Raw genomic sequence first — 17,932 nt, forward strand, 5'->3', positions numbered from 1 at the left:
GCGCCGCGCCGCAAGCGGCAGATTGTGGACGAAATCGATTTCCTCGATCTCCCAATCGGTCCGAGCGCGCCGGAGCATGGCCGTCAGGGCGGCGAGCCGCACAACCCGCCGCATGGCAGGTGCAACCAAGAACCGAGGGTCGGAAATCCTCCGGGACGCAGCGCCGCACCGAAACGGAGCCCGATATTCCGTCTACATGCCGACCGTTCGGCGATGACCTTCAAGATAGATGCGCTCCGATGGGCTCGGCCGATCCATGCCCCACATGGCGCGGTGCCAGAATGGATAGAGCGGCCAGGGCCGGCCAGCCGCCTCGATATGCGCCGCCTGGTCCGGCGAAAGCTTAAGGTCGAAGGATGCGAGATTGTCGGCGAGTTGCTCGGCGGTGCGCACGCCCAACACGATCGAGTTGACGCCGGAACGGCCGCGCAGCCAGGCCAGCGTCACCTGCGGAATCGAGCGCCCGGTTTCGGCCGCCACCTGCTCGACCGCCTTCAGCACACGGGCGAAACGATCCCAGTCGGAGACGAACGGCTCCTTCCAACCCTCTGCCCCCTGGCGCGTGCCTTGCGGCGCCGAGCCGTCCGCCTTCACCTTGCCGCCGAACAGCCCCTGGCCGAACGGGCTCCAGATCATCGCGCCGATGCCGAGATCTTCACCGGCCGGGATCAGCTCATATTCGGCCTCGCGCGCCTCCGGGGTGTAGTAGATCTGATGCGCAACCGGCGGCACGAAGCCCGGTTCTTTCGCGACCATGGCCGTCTTGGCCAGCGCCCAGCCGCTGTAGTTGGAGACGCCCCAATAGCGGATCTTGCCGGCCTTCACGAAGCTCGACATCGTCTCGACCGTCTCCTCGATCGGGGTGACGCCGTCCCACTGATGGATGAAATAAAGGTCGAGCCCAGTCGGCCTTGAGCCGCGACAGTGATCCATCGAGATGGCGCGTGAGATGAACGCGTGAGGCGCCGCCGCCATTGGGCCCCTCCTCGACTTCGGAACGGCCCTTGCTGAACAGCAGCACCTTGTCGCGCCGGCCGGTCAAGGCCTCGCCAAGCACCCTTTCGGCATCGCCCTTCGAATAGAGATTGGCGGTATCGAACGCATTGATGCCGGCGTCGAGCCCCATGTCCAACAGGCGCCTCGCGTTCGCAACGTCGACATTGCGCAAGGCTTCGAAGCCATGGGTGACTGCAAAGGTCAGCGTGCCCAAGATGTAGCGCGAGACCTTCATACCGGAACGACCGAGGGGAACATAATCCATGGCGAGACCTTCCGCTGCTCGTGTTGACCGGGACATCCAATGCACGAGCGAATGCCGAGTTCGTTGAATTGTCACTCAACGAAAACTTGAGCGCAGGTCAGCCGGCTCAGGTTCCGTGCCTGTCACAGCGGGTCGCTTCCCCATCGCCCGGCGCATGACGTCCCAGACGCGCGGATCGCCGCATTGCGCGACGTTGAAGCGCAGGAAGGCAGCGGCGGTCTGCGACACGCTGAAGACATTGCCGGGCGCAAGCAGCACGTCCTCCGTGAGCGCGGCCTTTGCCAGGGCGGCGGAGTCATATCCATCGGGCAAACGGCACCAGAGGTGGAAACCGCCGCGCGGCGTGAGCCAGGGCTCGATGCCGAACGCGTGCAGCAGGCGCGTGGTCTCACGCTGCGCGCGCGCAAGCTTCCGCCGCAGCTCCTCCATGTGCTTGCGGTAGCCTCCGCCGGCCAGCACATCGGCGACGACAGCCGTTGCGACCGGGCTCGGACCGCCGAAGCTGGTGGCAAGCTGAAGATCGATGAGCCCTTCGATCCAATCGGCCCGCGCGGCGATATAGCCGCACCGCAGCGAGGCAGAGAGCGTCTTGGAGAAGCTGCCGATCCGGATCACCCGGTTCAGCCCATCGAGCGCCGCAAGGCGCGGCGAAGACTCCGGCTCGAAATCCGCGAAGATATCGTCCTCGACGATGGTGAGATCGTGCGCGGCCGCCGCGATCAGAAGCCGATGAGCGGTCGGCAACGATAGCGTTGCGCCGGTCGGGTTATGCAGCGCGGAATTGGTGACGTAGAGCCGTGGCCGCTCTGCGGTGAGGATCGCTTCGAAACGCGCGAGGTCGGGCCCCGATGCCGTGTAGGGCACGCCGACGATCGTCACTTGATGCGCGCGCAACAGCGCCCTGAAATTGAAATAGCAGGGGTCGTCGACCAACACCGTATCGCCCGGACGAAGCAGGAAGCGGCAGATCAGATCGATCGCCTGCGTGCCCGAGCCGGTCAGCAGCAACTGGTTGGCCGAAACGTCGAGCCCCTCTTCAGCGAAGCGGGCCAGCAGCAAGCGGCGGAGCGGAAGCGAGCCACGCGTGCCGCCGTAGTCGAGGAGCAGCGCATCCTCGGCACGCGCGAGGGTGCGAAGGCCTCGGCGCAAGAGCGCACCCGGCATCCACTCTGGCGGCAGCCAGCCGCAGCCGGGCTTGAGAACCGCAGGCTCCGCCTCGAGCGACCGACGCGAGACCCAGAACGGATCGACGGCGCGATCGCGACGCCACTCTGTTTCGGCAAGCTGCAGCGGCAGCGTAGCCGCCGTCGCTGACACGTAGAAGCCGGAGCCGCGGCGGGCGCGGATCAATCCTTCCGCGGCCAGGCGCTCGTAAGCCTCCACTACGGTCGAGGGCGAGACGCCCATGGTCGCGGCGAAGCGGCGGACCGACGGCAGCCGATCGCCGGCCGCCAATGTGCGGCCAGCCACACGCGAGCGGATCACCTCCATCACTTCGAGGGTGCGCGCTCCGCCCCGCCCTCGCCTGTCCATGCTGCTCATCGAAAGTGTATTGGCTTCCATATCAATACAGTTCTGCCAGATTGTACTGAATTGTGGCTGGTCCCGCCACTCATCAGACTCCACGATCGCCTCGGAACGCGCGAGGCGACGACATGACGAGCACGACGGACGGATGGAGGAGCGGTCTCCTTGGAGTGATCATTTTCAGCGGCTCGCTGCCGGCCACTCGCGTGGCCGTCGCCGGCTTTTCTCCGCTGTTCCTGACATCCGCGCGAGCGGTGATCGCGGCGCTGCTGGGCGCGGCGATGCTACACTTGCTGCGCCAGCAGACTCCGGCGAAGCGGGACATCGGCTCGCTCGTGATCGTCGCGCTCGGTGTCGTGATCGGCTTCCCGCTCCTGACCGCGCTGGCGCTTCAACACATCACCTCGGCCCATTCGATCGTCTTCATCGGCCTGTTGCCGCTGGCGACGGCGATCTTCGGCGTCCTGCGCGGCGGTGAGCGGCCGAAAATGCTGTTCTGGCCGTTCTCCATGCTCGGCAGCGCCGTCGTCGTGGGCTTCGCGCTGATCGGCGACGACACGGTCTCCATCACGGGCGACCTCCTGATGGTGGCGGCGGTCGTGCTCTGCGGATTGGGCTACGCCGAAGGCGCCACGCTCGCCCGCCGGCTCGGCGGCTGGCAGGTGATGTGCTGGGCCTTGCTGCTCGCACTGCCGGTCATGCTGGTCCTCGCGGCCACGGCGCGGCCTGCCTCATGGCAGGCGATCGGCGGCGGCGCCTGGACCGGGCTCGCCTATGTTTCAGTCTTCTCTTCGCTGATCGGCTTCATGTTCTGGTATCGCGGGCTTGCCGTCGGCGGCACCGCGAGCGTCGGTCAGCTGCAACTGCTGCAGCCCTTCCTCAGCCTCGCGCTCGCAGGTCTCGTGCTCGGCGAGCCGGTGGCCTGGACCATGATCCTGACGACGGGTCTCGTGGTTCTCTGCGTCGCCCTCGCCCGGCGTTACGCGTAGCCGGCCAAATATCCGCGACGAATGGCTCGGCGCGATATCAATCGAACAGGCTGCGGCTCACATTGACGATGAAGGCCGCGGGTACGCCGATCACCGCGCCGATGAAGCCATAGGACAGCGCGCCCCACCAGGAGGCGATGCCACCCGGCGCCATCACCGCGCCATAGGCGCCGCCGATGGCGCAGCAGATCAGGGTGACCGTCACGAGCCGGCGATCGTTCATCGCCTCGGCCCGCAGCTTACGGCGCTCGCGCGCATTCTGAATGTACGGACCGCCAGGCTCGGTCGAGCCGCAATGCGGACAGGACGCTGCGGAGAACGAAACCTGCTCCCCGCAATCATGGCAGCCGATCAGCTCCCGACGTTTATTCTGTCCCATCCGCTCGACGTCCGTGGCGCGCTCGCATCGAGCCACAGATAGGTCATTTGACGGCGGCCGGCGAGAGTGCCGGCGGCGCCAAAGCCGTCAGTGCGCCGTCATCCAGGCGCGCGCTTCGCGCAGGGCCTTGGTGATCTCAGCCGCCGACATCTGCTCGGCGATCTCGCGGCGCATCTCGATCGCATCCTTGCGGCCCTTGAGCGCGGCAAGATTGAACCATTTGTGCGCGGCGACCAGGTCGACCGACCCCAGCCGGCCGCTCGCATACAGCAAGCCCAGCTCGTACAGCACATCGCCGCTCGCCGCCTGCTCCACGGCCGTCACGTCATCGAGATTGAGTTGTCCTTGAAACATTGTCGCTCTCCATCCTTGGAGGCGTTGCGTCACCGCGCGCGGCCCCCGTCCACTGTTCGTCGTCCCCATGCCGTTTGCCGGCTTATGGAGGCAGGATGACCGATCAAGTTTGAAAGGCAGTTTAAGCATCGTGCTGAACGGAAACTGAACCGTCTTCGCCCGCAGGCGACCGCAGCAGATCAAAGATCTCTGATTCTATTCAGCTTTTCAGAGCCGATCAGGATTGCTTCACCGTACCGATTGGCGAACCCCTAACCATCGCGGCAAGAGCGCGGCGTGCTCCGCCAATCGCATGAGGCGACCGCGCAGGTCGGGTCGAAGAGAAAAAAGTGAATGGGGGGACAGTCGGGCGACGCCGCAAACGCGTCTTCAAAAAAACAACGAGGGCGTCGGCGAACACGTCAGGACCGGATCTCACCTTGGCAACGAGGCCATCCATGAGATTGCAGACCGAACAACGGATCTGCACCGAACGAAGAAAACTCGTTTCTTCTACCGGACCGGCCTGCCGAAGCGCATAACGCTCCCGAAAGTTCGATCCGGCCGTCGACCTGATGTCTCGCCGACACCCTCTTCGCCAGTTGGGACACCTTGGCCTGAACCACTCATAACGAGCAAACAGGCCGGACGTTCCAACGACGTGCCGGCATCAAGCTGCCGGCTCATCTCGCGAGGCGCGAGAGTTACTTCTTCTTGGCGACCTTCTTGGTCTTCTTCGCAGTCTTCTTGGCCGCGGTCTTCGCGGTCTTCTTCACTGCCTTCTTCGCCTTCTTCGCTTTCTTCGCCATGTTGCCCTCCGATGAGTTTGGCTTAGTCGCTGCGTGCATTCGGGAATCGAGATGCACTCCTTCTCGAATACACCAACGGACGAAAAAAAACAGCTTCCGGCTTAAGGAAGTGTTGACACGCGAACGCGCACGCGCGCGACGCAGTTCGCCGGATGCGCCGACGCGCAACACCGTCGATGATGCGGGCTGCGCATGAATGCCGAACGATCGAACTAATAAAGTGCGCAGGAAAGGCCTTCGCTGCAGGCATTTCCTGCACGCGATCAAAATGCCGAGGCAGCGCGCGCAACACGACGGCGATCGACGGACTCAGACGAACGGAGCGTCGGACGGCCTCCGAGTCGGGATTTTTGGCGGTGAAAAAAAATTTCGTTGATAGCGTCCGCGCGGACGATCCGGGCTTGATCGGAGCGTTGTCAAAGGCGGCTTTTTTGAGAATTGCGCGAAAACGATTCGCACCGGAGCGGTGCCAAGACCGCGGCGCGCACCGTGCGCACCGCGGGAACGAAGACGGCGTGATCTCGTTTCAGATGCCGAGCTTGCTCTTCAGCAGGTCGTTCACCGCCTGCGGATTGGCCTTGCCGCCGGACGATTTCATCACCTGACCGACGAACCAGCCGACCATCTGCGGCTTCGCCTTGGCTTGCGCGACCTTGTCGGGATTGGCCGCGACGATCTCATCGACCACCTTCTCGATGGCGCCGAGGTCCGTCACCTGCTTCATGCCGCGCTGTTCGACGAGCGCGCGCGGATCGCCGCCTTCGGTCCAGACGATCTCGAACAGGTCCTTGGCGATCTTGCCGGAGATCGTGCCCTCTCCGATCAGGTCGATGATCGCCGCCAGCTGCTCGGCCGACACCGGCGAGGACGCGATGTCGCGGCCTTCCTTGTTGAGACGGCCGAACAGCTCGTTGATCACCCAGTTGGCGGCGAGCTTGCCGTCGCGGGCGCGGTCGGCAAGCTTCGCCAGCACCGCTTCATAGAAGGCGGCACTCTCCCGCTCGGCCACCAGGACGCTTGCGTCATAGGGCGAAAGGCCGAGATCGGCGATGAAGCGCGCCTTCTTCTGGTCCGGTAGTTCCGGCAGGTGCGCTTTCAACTCATCGACAAAGGTCTGGGTGAACTCGAGCGGCAGCAGGTCCGGATCCGGGAAATACCGGTAGTCATGGGCCTCCTCCTTGGAGCGCATCGAGCGGGTCTCGCCCTTGTTGGGGTCGAACAGCCGCGTCTCCTGGTCGATCGTGCCACCATCCTCGATGATCTCGATCTGGCGCCGCGCCTCGTACTCGATCGCCTGGCCAATGAAATTGATCGAGTTCATGTTCTTGATCTCGCAGCGGGTGCCGAGCGGCCCGCCCGGCTTGCGCACGGAAACGTTCACATCGGCGCGCAGGCTGCCCTTCTCCATGTCGCCGTCGCAAGTGCCGAGATAGCGCAGGATCGAGCGCAGCTTGGTCACATAGGCCTTGGCCTGCTCGGAATCGCGGATGTCGGGCTTGGAGACGATCTCCATCAGCGCGACGCCGCAGCGGTTGAGATCGACAAAGGACATCGACGGCGACTGGTCGTGGAGCAACTTGCCGGCGTCCTGCTCCAGATGCAGCCGCTCGATGCCGATCGTCGCAGTCTTGCCGCCGTCGAGCTCGACCGTGATCTCACCCTCGCCGACCACCGGCGACTTGTACTGGCTGATCTGGTAGCCCTGCGGCAGGTCGGGATAGAAATAGTTCTTGCGGTCGAACACCGAGCGCAGGTTGATCTTCGCGTTCAGCCCGAGCCCCGTGCGGACGGCCTGGCGCACGCATTCCTCGTTGATCACAGGCAGCATGCCGGGCATCGCCGCGTCGACCAGCGAGACATGGCTGTTGGGATCGCCACCGAACGCGGTCGAGGCGCCGGAGAACAGTTTCGACTTCGAGGTCACCTGGGCATGGATCTCCATGCCGATCACGACCTCCCAGTCGCCGGTTGCGCCCTTGATCAGCTTGCCGCTGGTTGCCGTCATGGCTCTAAACTCCCAAGCAGTGCGGATGCGATCCGCTCCCATTCCATATCCAGCGCGTCCTTTGCGACCGGCTGGCTGGCCTGCCGGTACCAGTAGGATGCGTTGCCGAGATCGCCTTCGACCCGGTGCAGATGCGCATGCACCCAGGCCGCCTCGCGCGCATCATCGTCCTGGACGATCTTGTGCGCCCGGTCCCAATCGCCCTTCGCCATCCACCACAGGCCGGCGAGCGGAGGCGAGAGCGTCGGCGCGGGTGCATCGCCCGCCAAACTTGCCTTGAATTCGGTGAGGCTCACCACCACCGGACCGGCGTGAAGCGTCCCGCCGCCTGCTCGATCACCTCGCCGAGCGAGAACAGCGTTTCCTCGTCGAACGGGCGGCCGATCAACTGCAGGCCGAGCGGCAAGCCTTGCGCATCCTTGCCCGCGGGCACCGCGATGCCGGGCAGGCCCGCCATGTTCACGGTCACCGTGAAAATGTCGTTGAGATACATCTCGACCGGATCGGCGCCGCCCTTCTCGCCGATGCCGAAGGCGGCCGACGGCGTCGCAGGCGTGAGGATCGCGTTGACGCCCTTGGCGAAGCAGTCCTCGAAATCCTTCTTGATCAGCGTGCGGACCTTCTGCGCCCGCAGATAATAGGCGTCGTAATAGCCCGCCGACAGCACATAGGTGCCGATCATGACGCGGCGGCGCACTTCGTCGCCGAAGCCCTCGGCGCGGGTATTCTCGTACATCTCGCCGATCGAGCGCCCGGGCACGCGCGGGCCGTAGCGCACGCCGTCGTAGCGCGCGAGGTTCGACGACGCCTCCGCCGGCGCCACGATGTAATAGGCCGGCAGAGCGTATTTGGTGTGCGGCAGCGACACCTCCACGAGCTCGGCGCCGGCGGCCTTCAGCCAGGCCGCGCCCTCGCTCCACAGCTTCTCGATCTCCGCCGGCATGCCGTCGAGGCGATACTCCTTGGGGATGCCGATCTTCATTCCCTTCACGGACTTGCCGATCGCCGCCTCGTAGTCCGGCACGGCACGATCGACCGAGGTCGTATCCTTCGGATCGTGCCCGGCCATCGAACGCAACAGGATCGCGGCATCGCGGGTCGAGCGTGCGATCGGCCCCGCCTGATCGAGCGAGGAGGCAAAGGCCACGATGCCCCAGCGCGAGCAGCGGCCGTAAGTCGGCTTGATGCCCACGGTTGCGGTGAAGGCAGCGGGCTGGCGGATCGAGCCGCCGGTATCGGTCGCGGTCGCGCCCATGCAGAGCAGAGCCGCCACCGCCGAGGCCGAGCCGCCGGACGAGCCGCCCGGCACCAGCGTCGTGTTGGAGCCCTCACGGCGCCAGGGGTTGCCGACTGGACCGAAGCAGGAGGTCTCGTTCGACGAGCCCATCGCGAACTCATCATTGTTGAGTTTGCCGAGCAGCACCGCGCCATCGCGCCAAAGCTGGGAGGTGATGGTCGACTCGTAGGTCGGCACGAAATTGCCGAGGATCTTCGAGCAGGCCGTGGTGCGGACGCCCCTGGTCGCGAACAGATCCTTGATGCCGAGCGGGATGCCGGCGAGCGGGCCGCCCTCGCCCTTGGCGATCTTGGCGTCGGCCTCTTGTGCCATGCTGCGCGCCTGGTCCGGCGTTTCCAGCACGAAGGCGTTGAGCGCGCGCGCCTCTTCCATCGCCTTCAGATGGGCGTCGGTGAGTTCGAGCGAGGTGAAAGTCTTGGCCGCAAGACCCTTTCGGGCCTCGGCGAGCGTCAGCGAAGTCAAATCGGTCATTTATTGATCGGGCTGCAGAAGAATGGAGAAAGCGTCTTGTCGTCGGCCGGGTCGTCGGCGAAGAAGTTATTCTTCTTGGCCCGCGCCTTGTCGGCCGCCTGGAGTTCGTCGAGCACCGCATCGACCGCCTTGTCCGGGTCAACATTCTTGCCCTGGCGCTCCATCGCGTCGAGATAATTCATGTAGGCCTGATAGGCCTTTTCGTCGTCGCAGAGCAGGCACATGGCTGGACTCGTCGGTTCCTTACGGCGTTGCGGCTATTCCACCACCTTCGGCACCAGGAAGAAATGGTTTTCGGTCGCCGGCGCATTCTTGACGATGTCGTCGGCGATCTCGCCGTCGGTGACCACGTCCTGCCGCTTCTTCATCTCCATCGGAGTCACCGAGGTCATCGGCTCGACGCCTTCGATGTTGACCTCCGAGAGCTGCTCGACGAACGCCAGCATGGCGTTCAACTCGCCCTGCAGGTGCGGAACCTCTGCCTCGGAGACAGCGATCCGCGCCAGATGGGCGATACGGCGGACGGTGGCGGCATCGACGGACATTATATAAGGCCTCAGGCGGGAATTAGGAACCCGCCGTATAGCAGAGGCCGCTTTCGCGCCGCAACCGCGCCGGCCGGTGCGGCAGGCGAGATCGCGCGCGAGTCGCCCTGGCGTCAGCCCGCGATCCGGCGCATCCGCGCCTGCGCGTCGGCGGCCAATTTGCGCGTCAATTGAGCCGCTGGCAGCTCGCTACCGAGCGGCAGCGCCTGCCCTGCCCAAAGATTGGTGAAATCGACCCGGCCGAGCTTCTCGGCCGCGGCCTTCAGCGGCGCCAATGCAGTCGCTGCATAGGGAAAGGCCGGCGCATCCGGCGAGATCGGTCCCACCTCGCGCATGACGCGATTGGCCACGCCTCGTGCGAGACGGCCGGTCATCACATTGGTGATCACGGTCGTTTCATCGCTCGCCTGAGCCAAGGCCGCACGCGCCAGCACGCTGACTTTGGATTCGGGGCAACGCAGGAAAGCACTGCCGATCTGGACGCCGGCTGCCCCAAGCGCCAAGGCCGCCGCGATGCCGCGTCCATCGGCAACGCCACCCGCCGCGATCACCGGCACCTTCACCGCATCGACCACCTGCGGGACCAGCGCAAATGTGCCGACCTGTTCGGCTAACTTCTCGGTCAGGAACATGCCGCGATGGCCGCCGGCCTCCGCACCCTGCGCGATGATCACGTCGGCGCCGTTCTGCTCCAGCCATACAGCCTCACGCACCACCGTCGCCGAAGCCAGCACCAATGCACCGGCCGCTTTGACGCGCTTGAGCAGCGCGCGCTCGGGCAGACCGAAGTGAAAGCTGACGACTTCCGGCTTCAGCTCCTCCACCACGGCGCACATCGCCGCATCGAAGGGCGCCCTGTTGGCAGCGTTGACAGGCGCAGCCGGATCCACGCCCAACTCATGGTAATATGGCGCGAGCCGCTGCTTCCACCCGCCTTCGCGCGCCGGATCCGCTGCCACCGCCTGGTGGCAGAAGAAGTTCATGTTGATTGGGGCAGAAACGCGCTGGCGGATGATGTTGATCTGCTCGCGCGCTTTCTCGGCCGAGAGCATCGCGCAAGGCAGAGACCCAAGTCCTCCACCCTCGGCGACCGCGATCACCAGCTCGGCATCCATGACGCCGGCCATCGGCGCCAGCACGATCGGATGTTCGATCTTGAGAAGGTCGAGGAGACGGCGGTCGGGCCACATGGTCTGATCCTGCTGCTGAGGTCGCGGCTGGCGGGCACGGCGTGAGACGCCGGAGCACCGAGCCTGCGCTGGACGCCAAGTGTAGGCGGGTTTAGCCTTCTCAATAAATGAATTGTTGAGAACGCTGCCATCACGAAAAGAAAACGAGCGCCATGGAACTGAACGATCTCCTCACTTTCGCGACCGTGGCCCGCACCGGCAGCATCACACGAGCCGCAGAGGCGCTCAACACCGTGCAATCGAACGTAACCCAGCGCGTGAAGGCGCTGGAGGCCGAGATCGGCACCGTGCTGTTCGAACGTCACAGCCGCGGCATGACGCTGACCCCAGCCGGACGGCGGCTGCTCCCCTACGCGCAACAGATGGCCGCGCTCGCGCGCGAAGCGCTGCTCGCAGCACGGGACGACGGCACGCCCAAAGGCCCGCTGGCGATCGGCTCGATCGAGACCACCACGGCGGTCCGCCTGCCGACGCTGCTCGCCGCCTTCCATCGCACTTATCCCGAAGTGGCTCTCAGCCTGCGGACGGCCACGACTGCGGACCTCGTCACGGCGGTGATCGAGGGGGCGCTCGACGGCGCCTTTGTCGTGGCTCCGATCGATCATCCCGAACTCGCCAGCGTGACCGCGTTCAGCGAGGAGCTGGTGATGGTGGCACCAAGGCAGTTCGACAGCCTCGCAAGCTTGCGCGCCGGCACACCGGCCTCAGGTCCGACCGCGCTGGTGTTCCGCACCGGCTGCACCTACCGGCAACGGCTGGAGCAGATCTTCAACGATTTCGGTTGGCCAACGGCCGCCCGCTTCGAGCTTGGCACGCTCGACGGCATGATCGGCTGCGTCGCCGCCGGCATGGGCGTGACCCTGCTGCCGCGCGCCGTGGTCGAGCACAGCGAGCTCATCAAAGATATCAGCCTGCACACGTTGAAGCCCGCCTATGCGCGGGTCGAGACATTGTTCATCCGCCGGCGCGCCGCCCATCCGTCGAGTGCGCTTGCGGCCTTCATGGCCGGCCTGGCCAACAGGGATCACGAGATTGCGGCGTGACGCATGCGGCAACGACTTCACATGGAGAATGAGGCTGGCATTCCGCAACGTGAAATGCCGCCGACAGTTTTGTGACGCGCCGATGCGTGTGTCGTGCGGCGTTCCAGCGCAGTGCAACGCACACGCTAAAAACATTTTGGCTCGCGCTCCGACACTACGTTAGGATGCAGCGCTGGCCAGCGCGAACCACAAGCATATGTCCACATCGGGAGGATTAGCGATGCGCAACACGTTGGTGTTGTGCTGTTCGATCGCCTTGTTGGCTGCGGTCGGAACGGCAAACGCGCAAGAGAAAGCACAAGACTGGACCAAGTCGAAATGGGGCGCCGACGACGAAATCGGCGCCGCGAACAACATGACGCCGGACCTCGTCGTCAAGGCGGCCTCGCTGGTGAAAACCGGCAAGACCTACCCACTCGGCATGATCGTCGACACCAAGACGCCGGCCTATCCGCCGCGCAGCTTCAAGATCACGATCGTGCAGCCGGGACAGGCCGGCAGCCCCGGGCTCGGACCGAACAAGGCGACCTATAACGACGACATCATCGACACCTGGGTCGGCATCGGCAGCCAGATCGACGGGCTCGGCCATCTCGGCGTCGAGCACGTCTACTACAATGGCAACAAGCTTGCCGATTTTGCCGACCCGACCGGGCTGAAGAAGCTCGGTGTGGAGAAGATACCGCCGATCGTCACCCGCGGCGTGCTGCTCGACATGGCGGCCTACTACAACACCGACGTCGTCAAGGAAGGCACCGCCTTCAACAGCAAGGAGATCGAGGAGGTCGCGAAGAAGCAAGGCGTCGAGATCCGCCAGGGCGATGTGGTGATCTTCCACACCGGCTGGCTCGGCCTGGTCGGCAAGGACGACAAGCGCTACAGCGCCGGCGAGCCCGGGCTTGGCGTCGACGGCGCCAGATACCTGACCTCCAAGGGCGTGGTGGCGATCGGCGCCGACACCTGGGCGCTGGAGGTGCTACCGTTCGAATCGCCGAACATCTTCGAGGTGCACCAGATCCTGCTCGCCATGAACGGGACCTACATCCTGGAGAACATGGATACCGCCGCGCTCGCCAAGGACAAGGGCTACGAATTCCTGTTCGTGCTGGGGCAGCCACGCTGGCGCGGCGGCGTGCAGGCCATGATCAACCCGATCGCGATCCGCTGATCCTCTCAATCCCACTTTGCTTGGCGGGCATGGCACATCGCCGTGCCCGCTAGGTCGCGATCGTAAACGTCCAGTCGATCCCGATCGCGGCCAGGAATGCCGGATCGTGGCTGACGACGACGAGTGCGCCGTCAAAGTCGCGCAGCGCCCGCTCGAGAATTTCGATGGACTCAATGTCGAGATGATTGGTCGGCTCGTCCAGCAGGAGCAGCCATGGCGGCCGTTCGCCTGCGAGCACGCAGGCCAATCCCGCCCGCAACCGCTCGCCACCGGACAAGGTGCCGACCGCCTGCAGCGCATCGGCGTTGCGAAAGGCGAACCGCGCGCACGCGGCGTGAGCAGCCTGCGCGTCGAGGGCCGGATTGAGCCGGCGGACGTTGGCGAGAATACTCTGCTGCCCGTCAAGCAGCGCCACGTGCTGATCCAACATCGCTCCTCGTCCCTCGACATGGCGTACCGTCCCGGCTGCGGGGACGATCCGACCCATCGCCAATTTCAGGAATGTGGTCTTCCCGGCACCGTTGGGTCCACTGACCGCGATCCGGTCGGGGCCGGTGATGCTCAACGTCCACGGACCAAAGGTCCGATCGCCGATCGCTACGGTGACTGCCTCCATCGCCAGAACCTCGGTTGATCTGCCAAGACCGGTTGGCGGCATGTCGATGGTCAGTGGCGTCAAGATTTCGATCTTCGCCTGCGCCTGCTCCGCTTTCTCGGCAGCATCCGAGACGATCCGCTCGGCAAGACGCTGCGCACGGCCACCGCTGTTCTCGGCGTGCTCCGCGCGGGCGCCGAGCGCAATGCGCGGCGCCGATCCCCGCGCGGCGGCCGCGCGTCCGGTCCTATCCCGCCTGTCCTTGGCTTCGCGCTGGCGTTGAATTTCCTCCCTGGCATGACGCAGTTGCGTGTCGGCCCGCTCACGTTCGCCGGTGGCACGCGCTCGGGCCGCAGCCCGCGCTTCTGCGAACATCGACCAGCCGCCACCGACGATCCGTACGCCGATCGGCGTCAGCTCGACGATGCGGTCCATCATTTCCAGCAATTCGCGATCGTGGCTTGCGACCAGCACGCCGCCTCGCCAGCTCCGGATCAGCGACTGGATCGCCGCGCGCCCGGCCGCATCGAGATTATTGGTGGGCTCGTCGAGCAGCAGCAGATCCGGCGCCTCCAGCAGCAAGCGAGCGATGCCGATCCGCGTCCGCTCGCCGCCACTCAACGTTCCCATCGCGCGATCGAGAGCGATCGCGGCCAGGCCGACATCGCGCAGCGCGGCCTCGATCCTGGTCGAGAGCATCCAATCCGCCGCATCCAAATCGGCGTCTTGTGCTTGTCCGGCCAGGACGCGCTCGACCACCTTAAGGCTGTCGGCGACGCCGAGCGCCTCGGCAATGGTCCAGCGCTCCTCCCAGCCTTGCGCGAGCGAGCCGATGGTTCCGAAACGGGCGATGTGCCCCGCCGACGGCTCTGCCGATCCGGCGATGATCCGCAGCAGGGTCGACTTGCCGGAGCCGTTGCGGCCGACCAAACCGACGCGTTCGGCGCCGATCGAAAGCGTGAGATGATCGAAGAGAGCTTGCCGGTCAGGGCTGGCGGCGGCGACCGCCTCGAGCGTGAGGAAGGTTGGCATGGATGACCGTGGGTTCGGAACAAACAAGGCGGCTTGCGATGTTGATCCGGATATCCACGGCACCACTCCTCTTCAGGGTTCGACATATAATGTAAGCCGATCCGGATACTGGAGCAACCGGGCGGCGTACAAGCTGGCTCGCCACGCGCCTGCGTGCTAAGCGCATCGTCATGCCCGCTCCCATTCTCCCCCTCGTCGAAGCCGCCGCGCTCTGGCCCGAACGCGGCGCGCTGATCGGTCTCGATCTCGGCACCAAGACCATCGGCGTCGCCGTGTCCGATCCGGATCGCAAGCTCGCCACCGGCGTCGAGACCATTCAGCGCAAGGCCTTCAAGGCCGATGCGGCGCGGCTGCTCGCCCTGGCATCCGAGCGCAAGGTGGTCGGTTTCGTGCTGGGCCTGCCCATCAACATGGATGGCAGCGAGGGCCCGCGCGCGCAATCGACCCGGGCCTTCGCCCGCAACCTCGCTGGCCTCACCGACCTGGCTATCGGGCTCTGGGACGAACGGCTATCGACCGCGGCGGTCGAGCGCGAACTGATCGGCATGGACGTCAGCCGAGCCAAGCGTGCCGAGGTGATCGACACCCATGCGGCGATCTTCATCCTGCAGGGCGCGCTCGACCGCCTCGCAAAGTTGCGGAACTCCGGGCTGTAGGACCGCGGCTCAACTATGGCCGCTCGCAAGCCACATGGTCTGCACCACGGCGGCGAAGTTGTTGAGCCCATGCAGCCCGATCGTCAGCAAGGTCGAATGGCTCAGGTAGCGCAGATAGCCGAACCACAGGCCGAGGCAGAACACCTCGAAGAAGAAGTACCAATCATACTGCAGATGCAGTGCCGTCCACACCAGCGATGACAGGATGATCGCGCCTGGCACGCGCAGCGCAGAATCCGTCCAGCCGCGATACAGGAATCCGCGCGCGAACAATTCCTCCGAGATCGGCGCGGCGATACAGAAGGCGATCACCAGCAGCCAGACGGTGCCGTCGCCCTGCGCCGTCTTCAGGACGTCCAGCATGAAGCCCGGCGAGACCTCGTGACCCGTGGCGCGCGACATCAGGTCCCAGCCCATCACGATGGCGATCATGCCGGCGATGCCGAGCGCGAGATATTTCCACGAGGTCCGGCGCAGCCCAAGGTAATCGGCGAACCGCGTTCGGGTGTGGCGAACCGCGAGATAAACCGCGAGCAGCACCGCCGGCACACCCATGATCACCGACAGCGAGATGGTGAGCCCGCGGCTCACGACATGGATCAGCGCACTGCTGTCGACCGGGCCATCCTGCACCAGCAGGAAATAGCCGACGACAGCGACCTGCCCGGCAAACAGCGCGACGAAGATCGCGACGCCCCACAATGCCGTGAGCCAGAAGCCGAGCGTCCGCGGCTGCCGTTCGGCTTGGGCGACGATGGCGGGCTCATTCGAGGGCGTGAGTGAATCCATAACAGCACTTTCGGGCGTATTCATCACGGCAGCGCGCGCTCCAGCAGCGCGCGGATATCGGCGGGATCGAGATCGATGGCGCCGTACATGCTGGGATGGGTGGCGGCAAGGCGGGTTGCGGCGAACAGCTCGGCGTGCCGCGGATTGATCGGGTTCAGCGCGGCGGCGGCCGCCAGCAGAGCGAGCTTCTCCACCGCAAGCCGCGCCACGCGCTCGCTATCGGGCCGCCGGAAAGACTGCGCGATGAAAGCGACGGCCTCCGCAGTGCCGGGAAGGCCATGGGTCTCGCCGGCCAGCGATGTGAGGATCGCAGCGGCAGCCTCAGCCTCGCGCGACAGCGCGCGCAGGACATCGAGGCACATCACATTGCCCGAGCCTTCCCAGATCGCATTGACCGGCGACTCCCGGAAATGACGAGCAAGAATTCCGTCTTCGACATAGCCGTTGCCGCCGAGGCATTCCATCGCTTCGTAGAGAAAGGGAGGCGCGCTCTTGCAGACCCAGTATTTGATCGCCGGCGTCAGCAGCCGCATGTAGGCCGCCTCGGTCGCGTCCGCCGGCGTGCGGTCGAACGCGCGGCACAACCGCATCACCAACGCAACGCTCGCCTCGACATGCAGCGCCATATCCGCCAGCACCGACTGCATCAGCGGCTGATCGGCAAGATGCTTCTGGAATACGCTGCGATGTCGCGCGTGATGCAGCGCATGTGCCAGCCCCGAGCGCATCAAGCCGGCTGAGGAGATCGCACAATCCTGCCGCGTCAGCTGCACCATCTGGATGATGGTCCTGATCCCCTTGCCCGCCTCACCGACCGGCTGCGCATAAGCACCGACGAACTCGACCTCGGAGGAGGCATTGGAGCGGTTGCCGAGCTTGTCCTTCAACCGCTGGAATTGGATCGCGTTCACCGATCCGTCGGGCGCAAAGCGCGGCATGAAGAAGCAGGTCAGCCCCTCCTCCGCCTGAGCGAGCACCAGGAAGGCATCGCACATCGGCGCCGACATGAACCATTTATGCCCGGTGATGCGATAGCCGTCGCCCGCACGTTCGGCCCGCGTCATGTTCGAGCGCACGTCGGTGCCGCCCTGCTTCTCGGTCATGCCCATGCCGAGCGTCATGCCGCGCTTGCCCCACCACGGCGCAAAGCTTGGATCGTAGCTGCGGGTCGCAATCACCGGCATCGCTTTAGCCAGAAGGTCCGGTTGCGAGCCTAGCGCCGCGACCGCGGCGCGGGTCATCGTGATCGGGCAGAGATGGCCGCTCTCGACCTGCGAGGCGATGTAGAACTTGGCCGCGCGGATGACCTCGGACGCGCCGCCCGCCGGCCGGCCCTGTTCCGTCCAGGTCGAATTGTGCAACCCCGCATGCGCCGAATGCGCCATCACCTCGTGATAGGCCGGATGAAACTCGACCACGTCGCGGCGAAAGCCCTTGGAGTCATAGGTGCGCAGCTTCGGCGTATTCTCATTGGCGAGCCGGCCGCGCTCAGCCATCGCAGCCGAACCCCAGTGACGGCCGAAATCCGACAGCTCCTGCTCGGCGCTGATACCGCCATTGGCCCTGACCGCCGCGACGAGCGGCTGGTCGGCAGTATACAAATTCACGTCCTCGAACGGCGGCGACTGGTTGAAGACCTCATGGGTCGCGAAGGGAGACTGGGTCATGGCCGTGTCCTCGATCGGATCAATTGCGGCGTGGCAGACACTCGCAAATGCCTACCAGACCGGACGCGAATGTTGGCGCCGGAACACCGGCATAGTTCACAAAGCCTTGCCGCGCCATCGCGGCCCTCGAGCGTGGTTCGCCGGCGCGGCTTGCGACAGCGTGATACCTTTTGCCG

Annotated in this window: 17 protein-coding genes and 1 pseudogene; 4 read left to right on the forward strand and 14 right to left on the reverse strand. The window is 65.1% G+C overall.

The features are described 5' to 3' along the window. Nucleotides 1-192 precede the first annotated feature (192 nt). From QX034_RS33270 to QX034_RS33275, 3 genes and pseudogenes are all read right to left on the reverse strand, one after another. Nucleotides 193-975, reverse strand: coding sequence for an aldo/keto reductase (locus QX034_RS33270; protein WP_316196324.1), 783 nt, complete (start codon nt 973-975; stop codon nt 193-195). Next, nucleotides 965-1,297, reverse strand: a pseudogene (locus QX034_RS34120) (aldo/keto reductase); the annotation flags it as partial. The pseudogene QX034_RS34120 and the gene QX034_RS33270, both read right to left, overlap by 11 nt. 39 nt (nt 1,298-1,336) lie before the next feature. Continuing rightward, nucleotides 1,337-2,794: a PLP-dependent aminotransferase family protein gene (locus tag QX034_RS33275; RefSeq protein WP_316196346.1), complete on the reverse strand. Its 1,458-nt coding sequence runs from the start codon at nt 2,792-2,794 to the stop codon at nt 1,337-1,339. A 122-nt stretch (nt 2,795-2,916) separates the two neighbouring features. Here QX034_RS33275 and QX034_RS33280 point away from each other — a divergent pair, with 122 nt between their 5' ends. Then, entirely contained in the window at nt 2,917-3,777 is an 861-nt protein-coding gene (locus QX034_RS33280; RefSeq protein WP_315703326.1) for a DMT family transporter, read from the forward strand. A gap of 37 nt (nt 3,778-3,814) precedes the next feature. Here the strand turns inward: QX034_RS33280 and QX034_RS33285 are convergent, their stop codons facing one another. From QX034_RS33285 to QX034_RS33320, 8 genes are all read right to left on the reverse strand, one after another. After that, a complete protein-coding gene (locus QX034_RS33285) occupies nt 3,815-4,156 on the reverse strand; it encodes a hypothetical protein (protein WP_316196325.1) in 342 nt (113 codons plus the stop codon). A gap of 87 nt (nt 4,157-4,243) precedes the next feature. Further along, entirely contained in the window at nt 4,244-4,510 is a 267-nt protein-coding gene (locus QX034_RS33290; protein WP_315703324.1) for a hypothetical protein, read from the reverse strand. Nucleotides 4,511-5,824: 1,314 nt separating this feature from the next. Continuing rightward, complete coding sequence (gene gatB / locus QX034_RS33295) at nt 5,825-7,303, reverse strand: Asp-tRNA(Asn)/Glu-tRNA(Gln) amidotransferase subunit GatB (protein WP_315703323.1); 1,479 nt, start codon at nt 7,301-7,303, stop codon at nt 5,825-5,827. Beyond that, nucleotides 7,300-7,599 carry a hypothetical protein gene (locus QX034_RS33300; RefSeq protein ID WP_409977509.1) on the reverse strand — a complete coding sequence of 100 codons (300 nt, stop codon included), beginning with the start codon at nt 7,597-7,599 and terminating at the stop codon, nt 7,300-7,302. Before QX034_RS33300 ends, gatB begins: the two co-directional genes overlap by 4 nt. Continuing rightward, nucleotides 7,596-9,071 (reverse strand): Asp-tRNA(Asn)/Glu-tRNA(Gln) amidotransferase subunit GatA, encoded by a 1,476-nt coding sequence (gene gatA, locus QX034_RS33305; protein WP_315703321.1) that lies wholly within the window; start codon nt 9,069-9,071, stop codon nt 7,596-7,598. Before gatA ends, QX034_RS33300 begins: the two co-directional genes overlap by 4 nt. Then, nucleotides 9,068-9,295 carry a hypothetical protein gene (locus QX034_RS33310; protein ID WP_315703320.1) on the reverse strand — a complete coding sequence of 76 codons (228 nt, stop codon included), beginning with the start codon at nt 9,293-9,295 and terminating at the stop codon, nt 9,068-9,070. Before QX034_RS33310 ends, gatA begins: the two co-directional genes overlap by 4 nt. A gap of 33 nt (nt 9,296-9,328) precedes the next feature. After that, nucleotides 9,329-9,616 (reverse strand): Asp-tRNA(Asn)/Glu-tRNA(Gln) amidotransferase subunit GatC, encoded by a 288-nt coding sequence (gene gatC / locus QX034_RS33315; protein ID WP_315703319.1) that lies wholly within the window; start codon nt 9,614-9,616, stop codon nt 9,329-9,331. Between the two features lie 113 nt (nt 9,617-9,729). Further along, nucleotides 9,730-10,806 (reverse strand): nitronate monooxygenase family protein, encoded by a 1,077-nt coding sequence (locus QX034_RS33320; RefSeq protein WP_315806612.1) that lies wholly within the window; start codon nt 10,804-10,806, stop codon nt 9,730-9,732. A 152-nt stretch (nt 10,807-10,958) separates the two neighbouring features. Between QX034_RS33320 and QX034_RS33325 the strand changes: the two genes are divergently transcribed. After that, the gene (locus tag QX034_RS33325) at nt 10,959-11,849 is read left to right on the forward strand and encodes a LysR family transcriptional regulator (RefSeq protein WP_315744355.1); all 891 of its coding nucleotides are present in this window, start codon (nt 10,959-10,961) and stop codon (nt 11,847-11,849) included. Nucleotides 11,850-12,069: 220 nt separating this feature from the next. Then, the gene (locus tag QX034_RS33330; protein ID WP_316184893.1) at nt 12,070-13,017 is read left to right on the forward strand and encodes a cyclase family protein; all 948 of its coding nucleotides are present in this window, start codon (nt 12,070-12,072) and stop codon (nt 13,015-13,017) included. Between the two features lie 49 nt (nt 13,018-13,066). Here the strand turns inward: QX034_RS33330 and QX034_RS33335 are convergent, their stop codons facing one another. Next, nucleotides 13,067-14,644 carry an ATP-binding cassette domain-containing protein gene (locus QX034_RS33335; protein WP_316189240.1) on the reverse strand — a complete coding sequence of 526 codons (1,578 nt, stop codon included), beginning with the start codon at nt 14,642-14,644 and terminating at the stop codon, nt 13,067-13,069. Nucleotides 14,645-14,814: 170 nt separating this feature from the next. Here QX034_RS33335 and ruvX point away from each other — a divergent pair, with 170 nt between their 5' ends. Continuing rightward, nucleotides 14,815-15,300, forward strand: coding sequence for a Holliday junction resolvase RuvX (gene ruvX / locus QX034_RS33340; RefSeq protein ID WP_315703314.1), 486 nt, complete (start codon nt 14,815-14,817; stop codon nt 15,298-15,300). A 9-nt stretch (nt 15,301-15,309) separates the two neighbouring features. Here the strand turns inward: ruvX and QX034_RS33345 are convergent, their stop codons facing one another. Both QX034_RS33345 and QX034_RS33350 read right to left on the reverse strand, forming a co-directional pair. Further along, complete coding sequence (locus QX034_RS33345; RefSeq protein WP_315703313.1) at nt 15,310-16,089, reverse strand: type II CAAX endopeptidase family protein; 780 nt, start codon at nt 16,087-16,089, stop codon at nt 15,310-15,312. 23 nt (nt 16,090-16,112) lie between these two features. Further along, complete coding sequence (locus QX034_RS33350; RefSeq protein ID WP_316189239.1) at nt 16,113-17,756, reverse strand: acyl-CoA dehydrogenase family protein; 1,644 nt, start codon at nt 17,754-17,756, stop codon at nt 16,113-16,115. Nucleotides 17,757-17,932: the final 176 nt, after the last annotated feature.

Origin of the sequence: Bradyrhizobium sp. SZCCHNR3119 (assembly GCF_032487775.1) — a bacterium.
In the GTDB taxonomy this organism is placed as follows: Bacteria; Pseudomonadota; Alphaproteobacteria; order Rhizobiales; family Xanthobacteraceae; genus Bradyrhizobium.

Excerpts from the sequence above, each read along its gene's own strand:
- QX034_RS33270 (WP_316196324.1), bottom strand. The coding sequence starts at position 975 with ATGGCGGCGGCGCCTCACGCGTTCATCTCACGCGCCATCTCGATGGAT.
- QX034_RS33275 (WP_316196346.1), bottom strand. The coding sequence starts at position 2,794 with ATGGACAGGCGAGGGCGGGGCGGAGCGCGCACCCTCGAAGTGATGGAG.
- QX034_RS33280 (WP_315703326.1), top strand. The coding sequence starts at position 2,917 with ATGACGAGCACGACGGACGGATGGAGGAGCGGTCTCCTTGGAGTGATC.
- QX034_RS33285 (WP_316196325.1), bottom strand. The coding sequence starts at position 4,156 with ATGGGACAGAATAAACGTCGGGAGCTGATCGGCTGCCATGATTGCGGG.
- QX034_RS33290 (WP_315703324.1), bottom strand. The coding sequence starts at position 4,510 with ATGTTTCAAGGACAACTCAATCTCGATGACGTGACGGCCGTGGAGCAG.
- gatB (WP_315703323.1), bottom strand. The coding sequence starts at position 7,303 with ATGACGGCAACCAGCGGCAAGCTGATCAAGGGCGCAACCGGCGACTGG.
- gatA (WP_315703321.1), bottom strand. The coding sequence starts at position 9,071 with ATGACCGATTTGACTTCGCTGACGCTCGCCGAGGCCCGAAAGGGTCTT.
- QX034_RS33310 (WP_315703320.1), bottom strand. The coding sequence starts at position 9,295 with ATGTGCCTGCTCTGCGACGACGAAAAGGCCTATCAGGCCTACATGAAT.
- gatC (WP_315703319.1), bottom strand. The coding sequence starts at position 9,616 with ATGTCCGTCGATGCCGCCACCGTCCGCCGTATCGCCCATCTGGCGCGG.
- QX034_RS33320 (WP_315806612.1), bottom strand. The coding sequence starts at position 10,806 with ATGTGGCCCGACCGCCGTCTCCTCGACCTTCTCAAGATCGAACATCCG.
- QX034_RS33325 (WP_315744355.1), top strand. The coding sequence starts at position 10,959 with ATGGAACTGAACGATCTCCTCACTTTCGCGACCGTGGCCCGCACCGGC.
- QX034_RS33330 (WP_316184893.1), top strand. The coding sequence starts at position 12,070 with ATGCGCAACACGTTGGTGTTGTGCTGTTCGATCGCCTTGTTGGCTGCG.
- QX034_RS33335 (WP_316189240.1), bottom strand. The coding sequence starts at position 14,644 with ATGCCAACCTTCCTCACGCTCGAGGCGGTCGCCGCCGCCAGCCCTGAC.
- ruvX (WP_315703314.1), top strand. The coding sequence starts at position 14,815 with ATGCCCGCTCCCATTCTCCCCCTCGTCGAAGCCGCCGCGCTCTGGCCC.
- QX034_RS33345 (WP_315703313.1), bottom strand. The coding sequence starts at position 16,089 with ATGGATTCACTCACGCCCTCGAATGAGCCCGCCATCGTCGCCCAAGCC.
- QX034_RS33350 (WP_316189239.1), bottom strand. The coding sequence starts at position 17,756 with ATGACCCAGTCTCCCTTCGCGACCCATGAGGTCTTCAACCAGTCGCCG.